The organism is Pyxidicoccus caerfyrddinensis (genome assembly GCF_010894405.1).
In the GTDB taxonomy this organism is placed as follows: Bacteria; Myxococcota; Myxococcia; order Myxococcales; family Myxococcaceae; genus Myxococcus; species Myxococcus caerfyrddinensis.
In genome coordinates this window covers 1-21,089 of record NZ_JAAIYA010000007.1, presented here as the reverse complement: position 1 = coordinate 21,089, position 21,089 = coordinate 1, and the positions used below count along the sequence as shown (strand labels likewise).

Sequence of the window (21,089 nt, the reverse complement as noted above, 5' to 3'; positions counted from 1 at the left end):
AGCGTCTCCTCGCTGCAGGTGAACAGCGTCGGTAGGGGGGATGTGGAGCTCGGGGAGGGGCAAGCACCCACAGCCGGCCGTGAACGGGTCAGCCTCCCGGATTCTTCTGTTGCTGCTGCTTACCCGTGTCGTACGTACGCAGGCGCTCGAGCACGCCCGCGCGAAGCGGATGGTTCTCCGGAGCCAGCTCGATGTAGCGGCGGTAATGGTCCGCGCCCTTGTCGATGTTGCCGAGGCGCGCTTCCACGGTGCCGAGCATGAGGTAGCAGTCGGCGTTCTTGGGAGCGACCTGCGTGCACTCCTTCGCGAGCCGCTGCGCCTCGCGGTACTTCGCGTCCTGCTTCGCCTTCAGCAGCTCGCGGATGTCGGCGAGCAGCTTGTCCACCGAGGGACCGGTCGCGGGCTCCTCGACTTCAGGCTCGGGGACGGTGTTGGTGGGCGTGGCGGCGGGCGGAGTCACGGCGGCCGCGGCGGCTTCCTTCTTGCGGGCGTCGCCCAACTGCGCCAGCAGCTTCGCGTGCTCGGACGCGAAGAGCCGGGTGCCGGAGCTCTCGTTCAGCGCCGTCTCGGCGTCGGCGAGCTTGCCTCCCGCCAGCGCGGTGCGGGCGGTGGCCAGGCGCTCCTGCACCATCTGCTCCGCGCGAGCCAGGTCCAGCAGCTTCTCCGCCTCCGCCGGCCGCCGGCCCTGCGCGTCCTTGGCGTTGGAGAGGTAGTCCTCGGCCTTGTCGAACTCGCGGGCGTCGATGGCCTTCTGGGCCAGGGCCAGCCGCTGCTCGAGCGAGGGGCCCGTCGGCTCGGGAGGCGTCTCGGGCGGCGCGTCCGGGGGCTTCGCGACGGTATCCGGCTCGGTGCCGGGGGTCGGCCGCTCCACCACGGGCGGCTCCGGGTCCGTCCCCTGCTGCGCCATGGGAGGCACGGGGGGGCCCGAGGGCTGCGTGCGCATGAAGTAGACGCCCGCGGCCGTGATTCCCAGCAGCACGGCGACGAGCCCCGCCACCAGCGGCATCTTCGAGCGCGAGCCACCCTCACCGGCGGGCAGGTCGTCCGCGGCGTCGCCGGCGTTGAGGAAGCGCAGCTTCACGTGCCCCAGCTCGATGATGTCACCGGAGCCGAGCGTGGCCTGGGCGTAGCTCTCGCCATTGACCGTCAGCCCGTTGGCGGACTGCATGTCGATGACGCGCCACTCACCGCCGTCCTCGCGCACCAGCTTGGCGTGCGTGCGCGACAGCGAGCGATGATCCAGCGTGATGTCGTTGTCGTCGGTGCGCCCGATGCGCAGCTCGGTGCGGATGCAGGCGAACTCCTGACCCTTGAGCTCATCCGGGGTCAGCACCAGCAGGCGCGGCGCGTCCTCGGCGGGCACGTCCATCAACTTGCGGGGGCGGTCCGCCTCCACCTGATCCAACCGGATGATGGAGGTGGAGTGCCGACGCACCTCGGCGGAGGAGGGCGGGGTGTGGTCGTGCTCGTCCCCGTCCGCGTCGTCCTCGGCGCCGGGTGAGGCGGAGGCGTCGTCTTCCTCCTCTGGCTCCTCCTGCTCCTGCGCGCCCATGGGTTCGAGCGCGGGCTCCGTCTTGCGGAGCGCGGAAGGCACCTTGGTCGTGATGGGGCCTGACACACTGGCAGCGCCTTCGGCGGTCTGCAGGGCCAGGTCGTAGTCGCCGATCTGGATCAGGTCGCCCTCTTTCAGGGGCGACTGACCCGCGATCCGCTCTCCGTTGATCCGGGTGCCGTTGTAGCTCCCCAGGTCTTCCACCACGACGTGGCCATTCAGTCGTACCAATCGTGCGTGACGACGGGACACATTGCGTTCCGTCAGGCGGATGGTGTTTCCCTCCTGACGGCCAATGGTGATCTCGTCACGCACGAAGGGAACAACGGTCTTGCGCCCTTCGTCGTCTTCGATGATGAGCTTCAGCACGGGTCCGATCCGCGTACAGTCATAGCAGAACGGGCTTTACCTGTACAAGCCATGTATCCCCCTCAAAAGACAGGGCTTTCTCCCCAAGAGGAGGGGCAACCGAGCCTGTTGTCCATCGGTCAGTCGGCCGTGACGGGGTGGCCCTGGGTCACATTGGCCCTCGCGGTGGTGCTGGTGGGGGTGCACGCGGTGCTGGCCCTCGCCGGGCCGGTGGACGTGGACGTGCTGGTGCGGTGGGGGGCCAAGGCGGGGCCGCTGGTGGTGGAGGCAGGTCAGCCGTGGCGGCTGGTGACAGCCAACTTCCTGCACCGGGACTGGCCGCACCTGGGGCTCAACCTGCTGGTGCTGGTGGCGGCCGGCGTGGCGCTGGAGCGGGTGTGCCGGCGCCGTGACTACGCCGCGCTGCTGGTGACCGCGGGGCTGATCACCATGGCGGGCTCGCTGGGGTGGTCGGGCGCGGTGAGCGTGGGGGCCTCGGGGCTCGTCTACGCGTGCGTGGGCGCGCTGCTGGTGCTGAGCCGGCGCTACCGGGGGCGGCTCGCGAAGTCGCGGTGGATGTCGGGGGAGAGCGCGCTGCCCACGGTGCTCGTCTTCCTGTGGATGGGCTGGACGTCGGTGGGCGTGGACAACGCCGGGCACCTGGGCGGGCTGCTCACCGGGTTGCTCGTGGGCGCCTTCCTGGAGCCGCGAGCGCTCAGCCGGGGGCTCGTCCGGCCGGTGGGGCTCGTCGTGGTGGCGGGCGTGGTGGCGGCGCTGGTGGTGGGTGAGCGCTCCGGCTGGCGGCTGGAGCGCGACGACACCTTCGGCGTGTCGGTGCTGCTGCCGGAGGGCTGGCGCGGCGAGGAGGACGGGCAGGGAAGGCGCTCCTTCTCCAACGGGCTCCCGGGCCTGGGGCGGGCCACCTTCTCCGCGGAGGTCATCGAAGTGGGTGAGCCCGGGGACGGCGCCGTGCAGGCGCGGCACTTCCAGGAGGAGACGCTGGTGCCGGGCGCGCCGGGGCCCGAGGGACGGACGCTGAAGGTGGCGGGGCCCGTGCCGACGCGCGTGGGCGGCAGGGACGCGCGGCGGGTGCGCGCGGAGCTGGAGGGGCCGGGCGGGGACACGTACCTGATGGCCTTCTTCGTGCCGCGCGGCGAGTGGGTGTACCGGCTCGTCTTCACGTGGCCCGCGGCGTACCCGGCCTACGAGGCGGTGGTGGACCGGATGGTGGCGGAGCTGCGCTTCGGCGAGCCCGCGCTGCTGCGCGAGGCCCGGGCGCGGGCGCTGCTGGTGCCGGGCGCGCCGGGGCCGCTGCGGGTGCTGGGAGGAGAGCTGCGCCGCTGGGGACAGGCCGAGGCCGCCGTGGCGCCGCTGACGGACGCGGTGCGGCTGGCGCCCTCACACGTGGAGACGCGCGTGGAATTGGCGCGGGCGCTCTTCGAGACGGGACGGGTGGACGAGGGCTGCCACGCGGCGGCGGAGGCGCGGGTGTACGGGCCCTCGGACACGGGGGCGCTGGAGGCTGGCGTGCGCTGCGAGCTGGCGCGCGGCGACGTGGCGCGCGCGCTGGAACGACTGGAGGAAGCACGGCGGCTGGACCCCCGGGACGCGCGGCTGCGCGCGGCGGAGGTGTCGCTGCGGGCCGTGCTGGAGTCACCGGCCCGCCCATGAGGGCGACCGGGCGCTCCGTGCAGTGGAGCGCCCGGCCGGGTGCCGTCAGTCCTCGTCCTTGAGCAGGAAGTCGTTGTTGATGATCTTGAACGACAGCCTGCCGCCGCCCAGCGTGGGCGAGGGCCGCTCGACGAGGGGCCTCACCACGATGCCCTCCTTGCGGTTCTTCGTGCCCGGGTAGAAGCCCTGGGCGAGCTTCAGGTAGTGCTCCAGGCCGTGGTCGAACGTCCGCGCCGCCTCACCGGTGACGACGTGCTCCACCGGCACGGTGCGCAGTCCGTGCTCCGCGCAGAAGGCGATGAACTCCGCGTGGCCCAGGAAGCGGCCAGTGCGCGTGTCGTGGACGCTGAAGATGAACAACTCCGCCTCCGTGAGGCCCAGGCGGTTCTTCTGGATGCCGGGGCCGCACAGCTCGCCCTGCACCGCGAAGCCCGGAGGCAGCACGGTGTCGAGCGCGTACTTCGCCGCCACGCTCCACACCGGGTTCGCCCCTCGCCGCAGCGCCCAGTTTCGCGAGCACGCCACCAGCTCGCCCTCCAGCGGCCGGAAGAACGTCGCCGACGAGCCGTCCAGCTTCGTCGTCACGAAGAAGTCGTGGCCGCGCAGCTCGTCCAGGACGCCCAGCGCGGACTGGAGTCGGATTTCATCCGTCCTCGGCACCTGGCCCGGGAAGGGCCCGGCGACCTCTCGGGTGTCGGGCAGCGCCGGCTCGAACTTCACGACGCCGAGCGCGTCGCGCACGTCCGTCCCCTGGGCCGGCACCTCGCCGGAGAGGATGGACGTGGGCAGCGCGAGCCCCTGCGACAGCACGCCCCTCAGGCGCGCCGTCTTCACCCGGAAGCCCCTCGGCCGCAGGAACTCCGCCCACGGCTGGCCCTCCGGCAACAGGCTGTCGATTTCGAAGAAGACGCACGCGTCCCCCGGGGCGAACTCGCCCTTCCTGACCACCACGTCCCAGCCCATCACCCGCGCCTTCAGGATGTTGTCGGCTCCGGGAATGGGCTCCAGGTGGTCGATGCACTGAATCGAGACGAGCTTTCTCTCCATGTCGCCCTCCTTCCCGCCGGCGAAAAGCGCCGGGGCTCCCAGGGGACGAGAGGCTCCACCCGGACTGACAGCAATCTACGCGACGGCCAGGGCCACCTTCGACGGCACCCGTCTGGCAACACGTCACCACCGCGCGCTGAAGGCGCGCACCGCGAGCCCCGCGCCCGCCGTCCACTCGCTTCCCCTCGCGAGCCCCGCGTCCCGGTGCACGTACGCGCCGGACACCTGCAGCACCACCGGCTGGTCCTGCACCGCGAACAGCACCCGCTCCAGGCCCGCCTCGGCCCGCGCGCGGAAGTACGTGCCGCCCTCGAAGCCCAGGCTCCAGCCCGCGAGCCCGGACGCGTGCAGCGCCCACAGCCCGTCGGCGGACTCCAGCCCCGTGTCGAGCATCAGCGTGGTGAAGGGCGACACCGTGTGCTCGTCGCCGTCGGGCGAATGCCGCAGCGTGTGGCTCGCCGCCGGTCCCACGCCCAGCCACATGCGTCCCGTCTCCGCGCGCACCGGGTCCACCAGCAGCCCCACACGTGCCGTCTCCAGCGTCCAGCCCGGACCCTCCCAGACGCGCCGCTCCAGGTGTCCCAGGCGCGGCGCCAGCGTCACGTCGAAAGGGAAGGGGATGCGCACCGGGCGCGCGGTGGGCAGGAGGATGAAGCCCTCCTCCAGGTGGCGGCGCAGCGTGCCGTCATAGGCCGTGGCGATGAGCCCGCGCTGCTCGCCGCCCCAGGCCTCCACGCCCAGCAGTCGGTGGCTGTTGAACCAGGGCGTGCCCTTGCTGCGGCTGGTGCGTCCCGTGCGGATGAGCACTCCGGCCCGCAGCGACTGTGCCCGCTCGCCGTCCCGCACGCGCAGGCCGGTGCCCAGCAGCAGCCCGTCTCCCGGGTCGAAGCAGATGGGGAACTGCTCGCCCCGCTCGTCCGTGCGGAGGCAGGCCTCCGCCTCCGAGTCCGGGGACGCCTCCGTGGCCGCGGAGGCGAGCAGCAATGCCAGTCCGAGCGCGAGCACGCGCCTACTCCCTCGCGGCCGTGGCCAAGGGCGCCGAGCGGCGTGCCGGGGCCCACAGCGAGAAGCGCAGCCCCGCCGAGCCGGACCACTCCCACTGCGCCGGGACGTTTTGCAGGTCCTCTCGCCAGGCGCCGCGCCCGTCCACCACCAGGCTCAGCGGCTGGTCGTTGATGGCCAGGAGGATGAGCTCGTAGCCGGCATTCACGCGCAGCCGCTCCGGCCGCAGCGGGCGTCCCTCCACCGATTGGGCCAGCAGCACCTTCTCCGCCTCCACGCCCACGCGCAGGTGGTGGAAGCCGTCCCGGTCCAACGTCAAATCCCCCTCCAGCGCCGCGCCCGGTACCAGCGTGGTGAAGCCGTTCTTGTAGTCGCGCTCCACGGAAGGGCCCGCGCGCACGCGCACGTAGGAGACCAGGTCCTTCGAGTGCCACAGGTCCAACGTCGCATGCACCGCGCCCCAGGTGAGGAAGCCGGCCTTGGTGTCCTCGCGCTCGAGTTCCTCCGCGTGCAGCACCTCCATCCACAGGCCCAGGTTGATGTCGATGTCGTAGCGCCGCGGCTTGCCGAAGAAGGTCGTCACGCGGAAGAGCGGCTCGGCGCGCTCCACGCTGAAGTCGTAGCGCAGCAGCGTCGTCTCGAAGGACGGCTCGCCCAGGAACAGCTCCGTCTCCAGGAAGCGCAGCCGGTGCAGCCGCTTGCCTTCGCCAGGAACCTCCACGGAGATGCCGAAGTCCGCGCGCATGCGGCCCTCCACCTCACCGTCGCGCAGGAGCGGTGCCCACGCGCCGCCCAGCCACAGGCGCCGGTTCAGGTCGAAGTTGAACTGCATCACCCGCCCGCGCTCGTCGCGGTACCAGCCGGGGGGCGCGTCGGCGACGGCGGGCTCCAGCCGGTACGTCTTCAGCCGGAGCGCGTCCGAGAAGTACGACTCGTCGGTGCACGGCCCCACCCGCTCCAGCGTGCGCTCCGTCTCCACGCCGTCGGCGTCCAGCTCGTACATCGGCGCCACGAGGCACCGCTTCGTCGAATCGTCACACTGTGCCCGCCACCTCCCGGAGGGCACCGCCTTCGTCGGCGGCAGCGTCAGGCACACGGTAGCGGCGTTCGGGTCCTGCATGGGCAGGGGCGAGGCGGGGGGCTGGATGACGGGAGGGCTGGCGGGCTTCTCGCCCAGGTGGGACAGAAGCTCCCGCGCCCGGGCCTCGGTGTCCTCCTCCTCGCCGCCTCCTGCCTGTGCGAGCAGGAGGGCACATCCCAGGGCCACGGCGGGTGCGAGCATGAAGTCTCCTCGAAAAGGGCGGCCACCAACCATTACAAGGCTCGTGCCCCCGGCCGGAGGTCGGGCTTTCGCGGGGTTGGACTCCCCACGGCGTGCAGGCTCCTGCACAATGGCGCGTCCCCCTGCACACCGCGGTGCCCCCGTGGTCGACCGGAGGGGGCGGCGGGGATATAAGGCCGCGGCCCGTGCCCTGTGCGCGGGCCATCCGCCCGAAACGACTCAAGGAGCTTCAGCCCGTGGCGAGCGAAGGCGAACAGCAGGGAGAGCAGACCTTCACCGAGGCCATCCTCGGCAAGGAGACCCTCTCGGCGAATTGGATGAAGCGGTGGCTGGCGCTGCCCTTCAGTACGCGCGTCGTGGTGGCCACGGCCGGCTTCGCGGCCCTGCTCTTCCTCCCCTATCTGGGGGCGGTGGGGCTCTGGGACTGCTGGGAGACGCACTACGGCGAGGTGGCTCGGATGATGATCGAGCGCCGCGACTACGTGTACCCCTTCTGGGAAGGCTCCTGGTTCTTCTCCAAGCCGCCGCTCACCATGTGGATGCAGGCGCTGGGGATGGAGGTGGTGGGCACCGTGCGCACCGAAGGCGCGCTGGGCCTGTACACCGAGTGGGGCATGCGCGTTCCCTTCGCCCTCTTGAGCATCACCGCCGTGGCGCTGCTGTCGCTGGCGGTGGCGCGCGTGGTGAGCCGCCGCGCGGGCCTGGCCACCGGCTTCATCCTGGCCACCATGCCGCTGTACTTCCTGCTCACCCGGCAGACGGTGACGGACACTCCCTTCGTCACCACGTTCATCTGCGCCATGGCGTGCGCGCTCATCGCGCAACTGGATGACACGACGAAGCACCGCGCCGCCTGGTGGTACGGCTTCTACTTCTTCGCCGGCCTGTCCACGCTGGCCAAGGGCCTGCTCGGCGTGGGCCTGCCCGCCGTCATCCTGGCGTTGTACGCCATCCTGGCCGTCATCCCCTGGGACGGCGCCAGCCTGGACTCGCACCTCAAGTGGCTGACGGACCGCGGCTTCCGCAAGGACGTGCGCGAGGGCCGCAAGGCCATGCCGGTGCTGTGGGGGCAGATGTTCCGGATGCACCTGGGCACGGGCATCCTCGTCTTCCTCGCGGTGGCGGTGCCCTGGTACCTCACCATGTCCCTGTTCAAGAACGTGGACGATGAGGGCAAGCTCTTCTGGTACCGCTTCTTCATCCACGACCACCTCAACCGCCTCACGGCGGGCGTGCACACCACCACGCCGGGTGGCACGTTCATCTACTTCATCGAGCAGGGCGGCTACGCCATCTTCCCCTGGGTGGCCCTGCTGCCGGGCGCCTTCGCGGTCGTCTCGCGCTTGAAGCTGCGCTCGGCGAGCAAGGCGGACCACCTGGCCATCATCGCCGTGCTGTGGGTGGCCTTCTCCTTCTGGCTGCTGGCCTCCAGCGCCACCAAGTTCCACCACTACGTCTTCCCGGTGCTGCCGGGCATGGCCATCCTCCTGGCGCTCTTCGCCGACCGGCTGTGGGAGGAGGGCATCTCCGCGCACGCGGTGAGCCTCATCTTCGGGCTCGTCCTCTTCATCCTCGTGGGCAAGGACCTGGCGGAGAACCCGAAGAACTTCACCGACCTGTTCGTCTACAACTACGACCGTCCGTACCCTCAGGAACTGGTGACCAAGCCCATCGCCTTCTTCGCCTCGCGCCCGCTGTGGACGGGCGACCTGGTGACGCTGGTGCTGCTGGCCTTCGGTGTGTACCTCTCCTTCGACGCCTTCTCCGCGCGCTCGAAGGACAAGGCGACGCCGGGGGCTCGCGCGGTGGCGCTGCTGCTCCTGCTGTCCGGCGTGGCCACGCTGGGCGCGGTGGCGTCGCAGGCGCAGGTGTCCGCGGAGGCGCTGCTGGGCCTGGCAATGCTGGCGGTGGCCGGCTTCCTGGCCTGGCAGGCCTCGCGCCCGGGCACGGAGGCGCGCTCCACGCTGCAGGCGGTGGCGGGCCTCATCGCGGTGGCGGGCATAGCGCTCGCGGTGCGCGGCTTCCGCCAGCCGGTGGCGGAGGACTCGCTGCTCAAGGCGCTGTCCGAGCCCGTCAACATCAAGAGCACCCTGGGCTTCACCTTCGCGGTGGCCGGGGCGCTGGCGGTGGTGGCGGCCATCATGCGCGCGCGGGTGATGCTGTTCGGCACCTTCTGGGCGCTGGCCGCGGGCGTGGCCCTCTGGTTCAACTGGAGCCACTGGGTGGACCTGTCCCACCACTGGACGCAGCGCGACCTGTTCTGGCGGTACTACGAGCAGCGCAAGCCGGACGAGCCCATCGTCGCGTTCATGATGAACTGGCGCGGTGAGACGTTCTACTCGCGCAACACGGTGGAGCAGTACCGCAGCACGGACTCCAACACGCGCATGCGCAACCTGGCGGCGCGGCCCGGCCGGGAGTGGGTGCTGGTGGAGCACAACCGCCTCAACCTGCTGCGCAACGCGGTGGGCGCGGACAAGGTCGTCACGCCCGTGGACCGCGACATCAACAACAAGTTCGTCCTGGTGACGGTCGATTGAGCGGTATCCACGTCGAGGGCCTGGGAAAGCGCTTCGGGGACCGCACGGCGGTGGAGGGACTCTCCTTCCACGTGCGGCCCGGTGAGGTGTTCGGCCTGCTCGGGCCCAACGGCGCGGGGAAGACGACCACGGTGCGCATGCTCACCGGCCTGCTCAGCCCCAGCGAGGGCGAGGCCACCGTGTGGGGCCACCGCGTGGACCGCGACGGCGAGGCGCTGCGCAAGGTGGTGGGGCTGCTCACCGAGCAGCCCGGCCTCTACGACCGGCTCACCGCGCGGGAGAACCTGCGCTTCTTCATGAAGCTGCACGAATTGGACGAAGCCAAGGCGTGGCCTCGCGCGCAGGACTACCTGCGCCGCTTCGGGCTGGGCGGGCGCGACGCGGAGCCGGTGGGCGGCTTCTCCAAGGGCATGCGGCAGAAGCTGGCCATCGTCCGCACGCTGGTGCACGACCCCCAGGTCATCTTCCTCGACGAGCCCACCAGCGGCCTGGACCCGGAGTCCGCGCGCACGGTGCGCGACGCGGTGGCGGAGCTGGCGTCGGAGGGGCGCACCATCGTCCTGTGCTCGCACAACCTGTCGGAGGTGGAGCGCCTGTGCGAGCGCGTGGGCGTGGTGAAGCGCCGGCTGCTGGCCATTGGCCCGGTGCGCGAGTTGCGGCGCGCGGGGCAGGCGCTGGACGTGCGCGTGGACGGCGAGGCGGAGCGCTTCCTCAACGTGCTGGCGTCGCTGCCCTTCGCACCCAACGTGCTGGCGGAAGGGGCGCGGCTGCGCGTCATGCTGGCGGACGAGGCGCACGCGCCGGACGTGCTGGCATGCCTGGTGGGCGCGGGCGCGCGAGTGCACAGCGCGGTGCCCGCCCAGCGGCCGCTCGAAGAGGTGTATCTGGACCTGCTGCAAGAGGGGAGGGGGTAGCCCATGGCGTTCCGTCCCCGGCGGGCGATGGCGGTCTTCTGGAAGGACTTCCTGGACCTGCGGAAGAACCTGGGCCTGCTGGTGTCCATGGCGGTGCTGCCCACCGTCATGGTGCTGGTGCCCATCGGCGTCGTCTGGTCCTACGTGCGCACGCCCAACCACGCGGACCTGCGCAGCGTGGCCATGTTCTACGACCCCAACCTGCCGCTGGGCGCGAGCGCGGCGCGCTTCCTCATCGACAAGACGCTCACCGACTGGTTCGGCATGTTCCTGGTGATGCCCGTCTTCGTCCCCATCCTCATCGCCTCGCAGAGCGTGGCGGGAGAGAAGGAGCGGCGCACGCTGGAGCCGCTGCTCGCCTCGCCGGTGACGGCGGCGGAGCTGGTGACGGGCAAGAGCCTGGCGGCGTTGGTGCCCGCGGTGGTGATTACCTGGGCGGCCTTCATCTGCTTCTGCGTGGGCGTGGACATCGTCGCGTGGCCGCTGGTGCAGATGCCGCTGATGCCCAACGCGCTGTGGACCTTCGGCGTGTTCGTCATCGCTCCGCTGTTCGCCTTCTTCGGCAACGGCGTGGCGGTGCTCATCTCCGCGCGGGTGAGCGAGGCACGCATGGCGCAGCAGCTCTCCGCGCTGGTGGTGCTGCCCCTCGTCGGCATGGTGGGCGGACAGGTGGCCGGCTTCCTCAAGGCGGGGCTGGCCTACTACGCGCTCCAGGGCGCCGTGGTGCTGGTGCTGGATGCCATCCTGCTGTGGGCGAGCATCCGCCTCTTGGACCGCGAGCGCCTCGTCAGCCGCTGGGGCTGACGTCCGCTACCGGGCCGAGACAGGCCGCCAGCGGGGCGAGCGGCTAGGCAATGGCCAGTGAAACTGGCATGTTGCGAGCAAGCAGCCGGGCGAAGGCGGGCGCGCTTTCGTCGTGGGTGCCACGTTCTTAAGAGGGGCGGGAGGCGGTGCGGGTTGACCGGCTGCCGACGCGGCCACGGAGGCGCTGACGAGCAATGGGTATCTTCGACAGCATCAAGGGCGAGGCGAAGCGCAACTTCATCGCGCGGGCGGACTCGGCGAAGGGCGAGATCATCTACAAGTATCCGGAGAACAACATCCGGATGCTGACCCAGCTGACCGTCGACGCCGACGAGGTCGCCCTCTTCGTGAAGGACGGCAAGGTCGAGGGCAAGCTGGGGCCCGGGCGGCACACGCTCGACACCAACAACATCCCCTTCCTCGCCCGCCTGATGGAGAGCTTCACTGGCGGCAACCTCTTCATCTCCGAGGTCTTCTTCGTCTCGGTGCGCGAGGTGGCCGGTGTGAAGTTCGGCGGCCCCATCGGTGACGTGCGAGACCCGGAGACGGGCCTGGGCATCGGCACCATGGTGTACGGCGACTTCTCCATCCGCGTGACGGACCCGGAGAAGCTGGTGGTGGGCCTCGTGGGCATGGGCCGCACCAGCAACGACGAACTGCTGGGCTGGTTCAAGAACCAGGTGCTCAAGGTGACGCGCGACCGCATCGCCGAGCTCCTGGTGAAGAAGCGCTGGCCCCTGCTCGACGTGACGAGCGGCGCGTACACGGAAGAAATCGAGACCGAGGTCATCGGCGGGCTGAAGCCGCACGTGGACGGCTACGGTCTCACCGTGGTCCGGATGGGCAACTTCCACGTCAGCATCAAGCCGGAGGACGAGGCGACGCTGAAGAAGCTGTCCAAGGACGTGGCGTACTCACGCCTGGCGGGCGGCTTCCAGCAGTACGCGCAGGGTCAGGCGATGCTCGGCGCGGCCGAGGGCATGGCCAAGGGCGGCGGCGACGGCGGTGGCGGTGCCGGCAACGCGCTGGGCGGCATGGGCATGGGCATGGGCTTCGGCATGGCCCAGCAGTTCATGAACCAGCAGGGCCAGCAGCAGCGCCCGCAGGAGCCCTCGCCCCAGGCGGCTCCCGCCGACACGCGCAGCCCCGCGCAGCGCCTGAAGGAAATCAAGGAGCTGAAGGACGCGGGCGTGCTCTCCGACGAGGAGTACAACGCCAAGCGCGCGGAGCTGATGAAGCTCCTGTAGTGCCGCGCTGAAGCAATGCGATTCCAGGGCCTCCATCCACCGCGGATGGGGGCCCTGTTCGTTTCAGCGCCCGTCGCCCGCCTGCGGCACCGGCGCCTTCGGTGCGGCCTGTTTCTGCTCGGGCGGCGTCGTGAACTCCTCCAGGCCTGGCGGCGGGGGCGGCTGGGTGAAGTCCTCCAGCCCGGGCGCGGCGGGGAGGATGGCGTCCTCCACTCCCTCCAGGTTGAGCTTCATCGGCACCTGGAGCGTGGTGCCCAGCCGCAGCAGCAGCACGTCCGGGGAGATGGTCTTTTCGCCAATCGCCTCGGCCACCTCGCGCGCGGACAGCGCGTTGCCCTTGGCCCACAAGTCCTTGAGGAACTGGCCGGACTGCGGCGAGCGCCACCACGCCGGGCCGAAGCGCGCCTTGAGCTGCGCCTGGAGCTGCCCCGCGAGGAACCACGCGCGGAAGCTGTCCGCGGACTGGAAGAAGTCCTCCTGGTCCACGAGGTAGCGCGCGATGTCCTCGTCCGTCATCGGCATGTCGTCCGTGCGCGACATGATTTCGCGGTACAGCTCCTTCGGGTCCGCCTCCACGCGCCGGTGCAGCTCCAGCTGGTACAGGAGCCGCCCCGCCGCGTGACGGATGAGGTACAGCTTGTGCGCGCTGGACGCCGCCAGGTACTTCGAGCGCTGCTCGCCCGCGACGCCCGCGTGCTCCTCCAGCCACACCGGGTCCTCCACCAAATCTTCGAAGAGCGCCGAGTACGCCTCGCCCACCGTGGGGTTGCCCAGCCGCGCCAGCTCGAAGCGCGTCTCCTTCGTGAAGGCCGAGTGCAGCGCATGCCCGAACTCATGCAGCACCCGCGCCTGGTGCAGCGCGCCCGAGCCCGGCTTGAACGACAGCCGCACGTCGTCCGGCACCCGCACCGCCAGGGCCAGCGGGCGCGAGCTCTTGCGCGGCAAATCGCGTGAATCAATCTTCACGTTGGGCAGCTCGGCCAGGTCGATGTTCATCCCCGACAACGTGCCGTGCGCCTTGAGCAGCGACTCGCCCTTGGGGAAGGCGTCCTCCACCTCGCGCGAGCGGAACAGCCGGGGGATGTCCGCGCGGGTGATGTCCTTGAAGGGCATGCCCAATTCGCGCTGGCTCAGCCGCTCCATCACCACCCGGTACGGCGCCTGCGTGGCCTGGAGGATTTCCTCCGCCAGCACGCTCAGCTTCCCCAGGTCCGCCTGCCGCAGCTCGCCGCCGAAGGCCTCGTACGAGGAGAAGCCCAGCTCGCGCACCAGCTCCTCCGCGCGCTCCTCGCGCCGCCGCAGCGTCTGGTTGAGCCGCTCGAGCGCGGGCGTGGCCGCCGTGTACATGGCGTGCCGCCGCGCCACCGTCCGCTCGTTGGCGAGCAGTCGCTCCAAATCCCGGTAGCGGAGGTCCTTCCCGTCCACGTTGAAGGTGAGTGACGCCTCCAGGTTGGCGGCCGCGTCGTTGAACTCGGCGAGCGCGCGCGAGAGGTACTCGCCGGCGAAGTGCGAGTGCAGCGCGGTGAGGGCGCGCACCTCGCGCGCGTCCGTCGTGAGCTGCCGGAGCCGGTCGATTTTGCGGATGTTCTCGATGCTGAAGAGCGCCTCCTTGCCCGCGTACGTCCCGGCGACGTCCACGTGGCGGCCCTCCGTCCAGAAGACCCACACCAGCCGGTGCTGAGCCTCCAGGAGCGCCTCGGCCTGCGTGGTGAGGTCCTTCACGTCGGCGGTGAGCTGCTGCTGCTCGGTGAGCGCCTTCCGGGCATCCGCCGGTGGACCTTTGGGGCAGGCGGTGATGCAGAAGGCAACAGCGAGCAGCAGGGGAATCCTTGGGTGCATGTGGGGCCTCATGTTACTTCCGCGCTGCCCATGCCCAACCTTTCTCAATGGCGGGCTGCCCGGGGGCGTCAGGCCCTCTACTCCGCCCTGCGACGTTTCTTCGCCTCCCATGACTACCTGGAGGTGGAAACGCCGCTCCTCATCCCCGCGCCCGGCATGGAGCCGCACATCAACGCCTTCGAGGCCGGCTTCATCCCGGAGACCGACATCGGCCGTGCGAGGACGCTCTACCTCCACACCAGCCCCGAGTACGCGATGAAGCGCCTGCTCGCCGACGGGGCGGGGCCCCTCTTCCAAATCTGCAAGGTGTTCCGGAACGGCGAGGTGTCCCCCACCCACAACCCGGAATTCACGATGTTGGAGTTCTACCGGCCCCGGGCGGACTACCACGGCATCATGGACGACCTGGAGGGTGCGCTCGCCGAGGCAGGACGCAGCGCGACGGAGGGTGAGCCCGGCGCGGACCCGGCCTTCTTCACGCGCACGCCCTACGAGCGGCTCACCGTGCGCGACGCGGTGCTGCGCGCCACGGGCGTGGACATCCGCGTGCATGCGGACGGGCCCTCGCTCAAGCGGGCTGCCGAGGCCGCGGGCGTGCGCACCGGCGACTCGGAGAGCTTCGACGACATCTTCTTCCACCTCTTCCTGCAGCGGGTGGAGACCGGGCTGGGCCACGAGCGGCCCACCTTCCTGATTGAGTATCCTGCGTCCATGGCGGCGCTCTCCCGGCTGAAGCCCGGGGACGCGGCGGTGGCGGAGCGGGTGGAGCTGTACGCGAAGGGCCTGGAGCTGGCGAACGGGTTCTCCGAGCTGACGGACCCTCAGGAGCAGCGGGCGCGGTTGGTGGAAGAACAGGAACTCAGGCGTCGGCTGGGGCGGTCCGTGTATCCACTGGACGAGCGGTTCCTTGACGCGGTAGGTCGAATGCCACCCTCGGCGGGCATCGCCGTGGGGCTCGACCGAATCCTGATGTTGCTGCTCGGGGTCCAGCGCATCTCGGATGTCCTCCTGTTCCCCGCCCACGAGTTCGTGTGATTCGCAAACTCCTGCAGACGGCGTTCGCCGGCTCGGCGGCGGTGGGTCTCACGGGCGTGTTCTCCACGGTGGTATCGGCGCTGTCGCTGCGGAAGGACGTGGAGCGCGCGGACCAGGCCCTGGTGCTGTGGGGGCGCTCGGTGCTGGCGTCGGCGGGGGTGAGGCATGAGGCGGTGGGGCTGGAGAACATCCCGGCGGAAGGCCACGTCGTCTTCGTGAGCAACCACCAGTCGCATTTCGACGCGCCGCTGAACTTCGCGCACATCCGCAAGCACACGCGCTACGTGGCGAAGGCGGAGCTCTTCAAGATTCCGGTGTTCGGCGCGGCGCTGCGGCGCGCGGGCAACATCCCGGTGGAGCGCACGGGCGGCGGCGGAGACAGGGCCCGCCTGTCCGAGGCCGCGAAGGCCGTGCGCGAGCGGGTGAGCGTGCTCTTCTTCGCGGAGGGCACGCGCAGCGAGGACGGCCTCTTGCGGCCGTTCAAGAAGGGGGCCGCGGCGCTCGCCATCCAAGCGGGCGTGCCGGTGGTGCCCCTGGCCGTGTCAGGCACACGGCTCATTCTTCCCAAGGGAGGCCGGGCGGTGCGGTGGGGCCAGCGCGTGGCGCTGGTGGTGGGCAAGCCCATCCCCACCGAGGGCCTGACGATTCAAGACCGCGACGCGCTCACGCGCCGGCTGGAGGACGCGGTCGCTCAACTCTATGCCGAGGCGTGCAAGCGCTCGGGAGACGTTCCATGAAGAAGCCCGTACAGACCACATCCCAGGCTCACCCGTGGCATGGCATCACGCCCGGGGAAGAAGCTCCTTCCATCGTCACCGCGTACATCGAAATCGTCCCCACGGACGCCGTGAAGTACGAGCTGGACAAGGAGTCCGGCATCCTGAAGCTGGACCGGCCGCAGCGCTTCAGCAGCCAGTGCCCCACGCTCTACGGCTTCATCCCGCAGACGTACTGCGACGAGCTGGTGGCGAAGCGCTGCGCCGAGCGCACGGGGCGCAAGGACATCCAGGGCGACCGCGACCCGATTGATATCTGCGTGCTGACGGAGAAGGTCATCTCCAACGGGAATCTGTTGGTGCGCGCGGTGCCGATTGGCGGCTTCCGGATGGTCGACGGCAACGAGGCCGACGACAAGATCATCGCGGTGCTGGAGTCGGACCTGGTGTACGGCGAGCTGCAGCACATCGCGCAGCTGCCGCGCGCGCTGCTGGACCGGCTCAAGCACTACTTCCTCACGTACAAGCAGATTCCCGGCGAGGGGAAGCGCAGCGTCGAAATCGCCGAGGTCTATGACCAGCCCGAGGCGCTCGAGGTCATCAAGCGCAGCATGAAGGACTACGAGAGGCTGTACGGCACGAAGGCCAACATGACGGAGAGCCGCTCGCGGCCGGCGCGCAAGGCCCGGACGCGGGCTCGCGCGAGCTAGCGAACTTCCAGCAGCCGCACGCGCTTGTAGATGCGGCGGTCCAGCGGCATGCGGGTGTCGATGAAGCCGAGCGCTTCGTCGAACTCGAAGGTGAAGGACGGAATGGGCGGGCTGATGGAGATGATCAGCTCGAACTGCCAGAGGCTGGTGATGCGCTCGCGGTTGCCGACCGCCTCGGCGGGTGGTGGGGGCAGCTTCTCCGCCGCGGCGCGCACGTCCTTGATGGCTTCCTGGTCCACCTCGGGCTGGTGGCTGGGGCTCACGAGCTTCACGTCCAGGAGCTGACCCTGCGCGTCCTGCACCACGCGGATGGTGGCGCGGCGGGTGGCGCGGAACTCCTCGCGCATCTTCTGCCGCAGCTCGCGGCGGGCCTGGAGCGTGGGGTCTCCCACGGTGCTCGCGGGCCTGCGGCGGTCTGCCTCCGGTGCGTCCTTCGCGCCGAAGGAGCCCGAGTCGCCGTAGTGCTCCGCGCGCTCCAGCCAGATGCGCGAGTACGCCCGGCCGCGCTCCATGCCCATGTCGAAGTAGCCCTGCAGGCCGTGCTCCTTCACCGAGCGGTCCGCGTCCCACGCCTTCATCAGTGCCTTGCCGAGCTGGCTGAAGTACGGGTGCACGAGCCCGCGCTCCACCTTGCCTCGGCCGATGCCCTCGGAGACGAGGTCCTGCACGAGCGCTTGCGCCGAGGCCTGCGGGTCCGGCACTCCCGCGTCGAGCGTGGCCACCGGGTCTCCCCGGTCCACCGGCGCCGTCACCGCTCGCGTCGCGAGCAACAGCCGCGGGCCTGTCGGCTCGGCACGCGGCATGTCCGAGGGCAGCAGGTCCGCTCGCTGCGCCTCCGCGCGGGGCATGTCCGTGGGACGGGGTTCCGCTCGCGGCACGTCGGCCTCAGGGGGCACGACCGGCTTCGCTGGCGTGGGCGGCGGACGCTTCACCGTGCGGGAGGGCTCCGGGGCAGGGGGCTCGGGAGGAGGTGGCGGTGGAGGCGCCACCTCCACCTCGACCCATTCCACCGGGGCCGGCACCGGCGCCGGAGGACGGCGCACCTCGCGCTCCTCCCCTTGCATGAGGAGCCATAGGAGCCCATGCGCGCCCAGGCTGGCGGCGAGCGCGAAGAGGAGTCGTCGAGAGGGAGCCGGCGACATGGCCCCTGCTTTTAACCCCGCTCCCTCGCCGCGCCCGTGAAACATGGGGGAAACGGGTGGAAGGGTAGGAAAGAGCACCCTCCCGCGCTTAGGCTCCTCCTACACGGAGGAGTACACCCAGGATGGCGACCTCGCTGCTCGCGACGGATGGCTACAAGTTCAGCATGGCGGAGGCGGGCTGGCCCCTGCGCCAGGAGACCTTCTACTACTCGCACCGCAAGGGCGGCCTTCAGGTCATGCCGCTCGACCTGGCCGCCTACGTCAAGGCGCTGCTCCCCGACCCCAAGCCCGAGGACTACGAGTTCCTCGCCCGCTACGACTACGAGATGGGCGTCGGCTTCAAGGCCGCCATCCTCCGCAAGGAGAGGCTCACCGTCCGCGCCATCCCCCGCGGCGCGCTCTTCTTCCCTCGCGAGCCCATCCTCACCGTCACCGGCCCCTCCGCCCTCGTGTCATGGGTAGAGCCGCTGCTCCTGCAACTCAACTACCGCGTCCAGGTGGCTACCCAGGCGCTCGCGGACCGTGACGCGCTCGCCCGCGCGCTCGCCACCGTCACCTGCGAGGAGCAGAAGGCCATCGCCCTGGAGACGCTCGACGCCGTCGGCGTGAAGCCCGTCCCCATCACCGTCGACTCCGAGGGCTACTTGCGCCGCGTGCGCGCCACCGTGCAGGAGCTCATCGACATCGTCGAGGACCCGGCCCGCATCTTCGAGGTGGGCCTGCGCGCCGCCACCTGCATGGAGCACCACGAGCTGGCCCTGCGCGCCTGCAAGGAGGTCGGCGTCCAGCGCACCTCCAACGTCGAGGGCGCGCGCAAGCTGGGGATGATTCCCGTGGGTACCATGGGCCACGAGCACGTGCAGCGCTACGGCTCGGATGACGCCGCCTTCCGCGCCATGCGCGAGCGCCGGCCCGGCCGCTCCAGCTACCTGCTGGACACCTTCGACACGCTCACCTCCGGCATCCCCGCCGCCTTCCAGCTCATCCGCGAGGACCCGAGCGCGCAGGACTCCATCCGCTTCGACTCGGGCAACAAGAAGCTCCAGTACCTCTACGCCGTGACGCGCGCGCGCGACGTGGGCATCCGCCCCGTCAACATCCTCGAGGACGGCCTGGACGCCCAGGCCACCCGCGAGTTCGAGGACCTGCGCCGTCAGGTGGGCTGGGAGCCGTCCGCGCAGTTCTATGGCTATGGCGGCCACATCGTCGCCCGCACCATGGACTGCCCCCTCACCCGGGACCGCGTCGCCGCCATCTACAAGCTGTCCAGCACCGGCCGCACCCCGGTGATGAAGTTCGGCAACGAGCTGGCGGAAGGCAAGCAGAGCATCCCCGGCACGCCCGTCCTCTTCCGCCGCCGCCATGGCTCGGGGCCCATCGGCCTCGTCGGCCAGGAGGGCGAGCCGGCACCCGAGGGTTACTTCCCCCTCATGGACAGCACGGCCGAGGCCCCGTCCCTCGTCGGCGCGCAGGAGTCCGCCACCGACGCCCGCATCGGCTACACCCAGGCCACGAAAGAGCTCGTGGACGAGCTGACACGCCGCCACTTCCCCAAGGGCCGCTAGAGAGGACGCCATGCCCCTGCCCATGCCCCGCTTCCACGAGGACGCGCGCGTCGGCCAGCTCCACCTGGAGCGCGGCGCGGAGGTGGCCGACGAGGCCCGTCGCTACGCCGCCGAGCACCGCATCCGTCCCGCCCGAGAAGACCGGCTGCGCATCGCCGCCTTCGGCATCGATGTGCAGGTGGCCTTCTGCACTCCCGGCGCCAGCCTCTTCGTCCCCGGCGCCGTCGAGGACACGCAGCGCGCGCTGCGCTTCCTCTACTCGCACCTGGACCGCATCACCGAGCTGGTGTTCTCGCTCGACACCCACCGCGCGTTTCAAATCTTCCACCCCGCCTGGTGGCGCGACGCGGAAGGGCGGCCTCCCGCGCCGCTGTCGGTGATTACGGTGGCCGACGTGCGCTCGGGCCGCTGGCAGGCCACCCGCTTCCCGGAGGAGAGCCTCGCCTACTGCGAGCGGCTGGAGGCCACCGGCCGGTACGTGCTCACCATCTGGCCCTTCCACGCCCTGCTGGGTGGGCTCAGCCACGCGCTGGTGCCCGCCGTCTACGAGGCCAGCCTCTTCCACGCCCTGGTGCGTGACACGCCCACCTGGTTCGAGCTCAAGGGCGAGCACCCGCTCACCGAGAACTACTCCGTCCTCTCCCCCGAGGTGACGGAGGTGAAGGGGCAGAAGGTGGGCGAGTTCAACACGCGCCTCTTCGAGCACCTCATGTCGTTCGACCGCGTGTACGTCTTCGGCCAGGCCAAGTCCCACTGCGTGCTGTCCACGCTGCAGGACCTGCGGCAGCACATCGAGCGGACGGACCGCTCGAAGATGGGGCGCGTCTTCATCCTGGAGGACGCCATGAGCCCGGTGCCGGCGCCTCCGCTGGACCCGCTGCCCCCCGCGCTGGACTTCCCCCGCGTGGCGGACGCGGCCCTGAGGGACTTCCGCGCGGCGGGCATGCGGGTGGTGCGGACCACGGACCCGCTCGACGGCTGATTCCGCCCCCGGTCCCGGGGATGCGTCCGGGGTGACTCCCCTATGGTAGAATTTTCGCCGCCGTTCCCGGCCGCCGGTGGAGGCCCACAGGTGGCGAAGGGGGAGTCATGTCGCGACACAGTGCGCCCGCGTTCTCCGTGCAGCTCGGTGCCCATGGCCCCGACGAGCTGAGTGTCTCCGGAGTGTCCGGCACGGAGGGCATCAGCCGGCTGTACGACTTCCGTGTGGACTTCTTCACGAAGGATGGCGAGCCGCTGGTGGTGGCGGACCTCGTGGGGAAGGACGCGCTGGTGACGCTGTCGGTGCGTGACAGCGACGCGCGCTACGTGCACGGCCAGGTGCGCGAGGTGGAGTCGCTGGGGATGAAGACGGGCCGGCGGCGCTACCGGGCGCACGTGGTGCCGAAGCTGTGGCGGCTGTCCCAGGTGCACAAGAGCCGCATCTTCCAGAGCAAGAGCGTGCCGGACATCCTCAAGGCGGTGCTGGGGGAGGGAGGGGTGGAGGTGCGGCTGGCGCTCTCGGGCAGCTACGCGGCGCGCGAGTACTGCGTGCAGTACCGCGAGAGTGACTTCGCCTTCGTCAGCCGGCTGATGGAGTGGGAGGGCATCTTCTACTTCTTCGAGCACACGGACTCGGGACACACGCTGGTGCTGGGGGACAAGCCCAGCGCGCACGCGCCGCTGCCGCAAGGGC

17 protein-coding genes are annotated in these 21,089 nt (G+C 70.5%); 11 read left to right on the top strand and 6 right to left on the bottom strand.

Going from position 1 to position 21,089, the window contains the following annotated elements; translation table 11 throughout:
- Positions 1–88: 88 nt before the first annotated feature.
- Positions 89–1,921: an FHA domain-containing protein gene (locus tag G4D86_RS17830; RefSeq protein WP_163995178.1), complete on the bottom strand. Its 1,833-nt coding sequence runs from the start codon at positions 1,919–1,921 to the stop codon at positions 89–91.
- Positions 1,922–2,029: 108 nt separating this feature from the next.
- Here G4D86_RS17830 and G4D86_RS17825 point away from each other — a divergent pair, with 108 nt between their 5' ends.
- Positions 2,030–3,571 carry a rhomboid family intramembrane serine protease gene (locus G4D86_RS17825; RefSeq protein WP_275899119.1) on the top strand — a complete coding sequence of 514 codons (1,542 nt, stop codon included), beginning with the start codon at positions 2,030–2,032 and terminating at the stop codon, positions 3,569–3,571.
- Positions 3,572–3,616: 45 nt separating this feature from the next.
- Here the strand turns inward: G4D86_RS17825 and G4D86_RS17820 are convergent, their stop codons facing one another.
- From G4D86_RS17820 to G4D86_RS17810, 3 genes are all read right to left on the bottom strand, one after another.
- A complete protein-coding gene (locus G4D86_RS17820) occupies positions 3,617–4,618 on the bottom strand; it encodes an RNA ligase (ATP) (RefSeq protein WP_163995176.1) in 1,002 nt (333 codons plus the stop codon).
- A 123-nt stretch (positions 4,619–4,741) separates the two neighbouring features.
- Positions 4,742–5,623: a hypothetical protein gene (locus G4D86_RS17815; RefSeq protein WP_163995175.1), complete on the bottom strand. Its 882-nt coding sequence runs from the start codon at positions 5,621–5,623 to the stop codon at positions 4,742–4,744.
- Positions 5,624–5,627: 4 nt separating this feature from the next.
- Positions 5,628–6,902 carry a hypothetical protein gene (locus G4D86_RS17810; protein WP_163995174.1) on the bottom strand — a complete coding sequence of 425 codons (1,275 nt, stop codon included), beginning with the start codon at positions 6,900–6,902 and terminating at the stop codon, positions 5,628–5,630.
- A gap of 236 nt (positions 6,903–7,138) precedes the next feature.
- On the opposite strand from G4D86_RS17810, the gene G4D86_RS17805 reads away from it, so the two are divergent.
- The 4 genes from G4D86_RS17805 to G4D86_RS17790 all read left to right on the top strand — a co-directional run bounded on the left by G4D86_RS17805 (position 7,139) and on the right by G4D86_RS17790 (position 12,407).
- Positions 7,139–9,442: an ArnT family glycosyltransferase gene (locus G4D86_RS17805; RefSeq protein ID WP_163995173.1), complete on the top strand. Its 2,304-nt coding sequence runs from the start codon at positions 7,139–7,141 to the stop codon at positions 9,440–9,442.
- Positions 9,439–10,356, top strand: a complete 918-nt coding sequence (locus tag G4D86_RS17800; protein WP_163995172.1) for an ABC transporter ATP-binding protein — start codon at positions 9,439–9,441, stop codon at positions 10,354–10,356. The genes G4D86_RS17805 and G4D86_RS17800 overlap by 4 nt, the downstream gene beginning before the upstream one ends.
- Positions 10,357–10,359: 3 nt before the next feature.
- A complete protein-coding gene (locus G4D86_RS17795; protein ID WP_163995171.1) occupies positions 10,360–11,160 on the top strand; it encodes an ABC transporter permease subunit in 801 nt (266 codons plus the stop codon).
- 194 nt (positions 11,161–11,354) lie between these two features.
- Positions 11,355–12,407, top strand: a complete 1,053-nt coding sequence (locus G4D86_RS17790) for an SPFH domain-containing protein (RefSeq protein ID WP_163995170.1) — start codon at positions 11,355–11,357, stop codon at positions 12,405–12,407.
- Between the two features lie 63 nt (positions 12,408–12,470).
- On the opposite strand, the gene G4D86_RS17785 is transcribed toward G4D86_RS17790, so the two are convergent.
- Positions 12,471–14,246, bottom strand: coding sequence for a gluzincin family metallopeptidase (locus G4D86_RS17785; RefSeq protein ID WP_240360319.1), 1,776 nt, complete (start codon positions 14,244–14,246; stop codon positions 12,471–12,473).
- 30 nt (positions 14,247–14,276) lie between these two features.
- Between G4D86_RS17785 and epmA the strand changes: the two genes are divergently transcribed.
- The 3 genes from epmA to G4D86_RS17770 are packed head-to-tail and all read left to right on the top strand — an operon-like array spanning position 14,277 to position 16,707.
- Complete coding sequence (gene epmA / locus G4D86_RS17780; RefSeq protein WP_163995168.1) at positions 14,277–15,281, top strand: EF-P lysine aminoacylase EpmA; 1,005 nt, start codon at positions 14,277–14,279, stop codon at positions 15,279–15,281.
- Positions 15,278–16,018, top strand: a complete 741-nt coding sequence (locus G4D86_RS17775) for a lysophospholipid acyltransferase family protein (protein WP_163995167.1) — start codon at positions 15,278–15,280, stop codon at positions 16,016–16,018. Before epmA ends, G4D86_RS17775 begins: the two co-directional genes overlap by 4 nt.
- Positions 16,015–16,707 carry an inorganic pyrophosphatase gene (locus tag G4D86_RS17770; RefSeq protein WP_163995166.1) on the top strand — a complete coding sequence of 231 codons (693 nt, stop codon included), beginning with the start codon at positions 16,015–16,017 and terminating at the stop codon, positions 16,705–16,707. The genes G4D86_RS17775 and G4D86_RS17770 overlap by 4 nt, the downstream gene beginning before the upstream one ends.
- Here G4D86_RS17770 and G4D86_RS17765 read toward each other — a convergent pair.
- Positions 16,704–17,849, bottom strand: a complete 1,146-nt coding sequence (locus tag G4D86_RS17765) for an energy transducer TonB family protein (protein ID WP_163995165.1) — start codon at positions 17,847–17,849, stop codon at positions 16,704–16,706. The genes G4D86_RS17770 and G4D86_RS17765 overlap by 4 nt on opposite strands.
- A gap of 122 nt (positions 17,850–17,971) precedes the next feature.
- Here G4D86_RS17765 and G4D86_RS17760 point away from each other — a divergent pair, with 122 nt between their 5' ends.
- The 3 genes from G4D86_RS17760 to tssI form a co-directional block, all read left to right on the top strand.
- A complete protein-coding gene (locus tag G4D86_RS17760; protein ID WP_163995164.1) occupies positions 17,972–19,414 on the top strand; it encodes a nicotinate phosphoribosyltransferase in 1,443 nt (480 codons plus the stop codon).
- Between the two features lie 10 nt (positions 19,415–19,424).
- Complete coding sequence (locus tag G4D86_RS17755; RefSeq protein WP_163995163.1) at positions 19,425–20,396, top strand: cysteine hydrolase family protein; 972 nt, start codon at positions 19,425–19,427, stop codon at positions 20,394–20,396.
- A gap of 107 nt (positions 20,397–20,503) precedes the next feature.
- Positions 20,504–21,089: type VI secretion system tip protein TssI/VgrG (gene tssI, locus G4D86_RS17750; RefSeq protein WP_163995162.1), on the top strand; the 586-nt coding region annotated here is incomplete at its 3' end.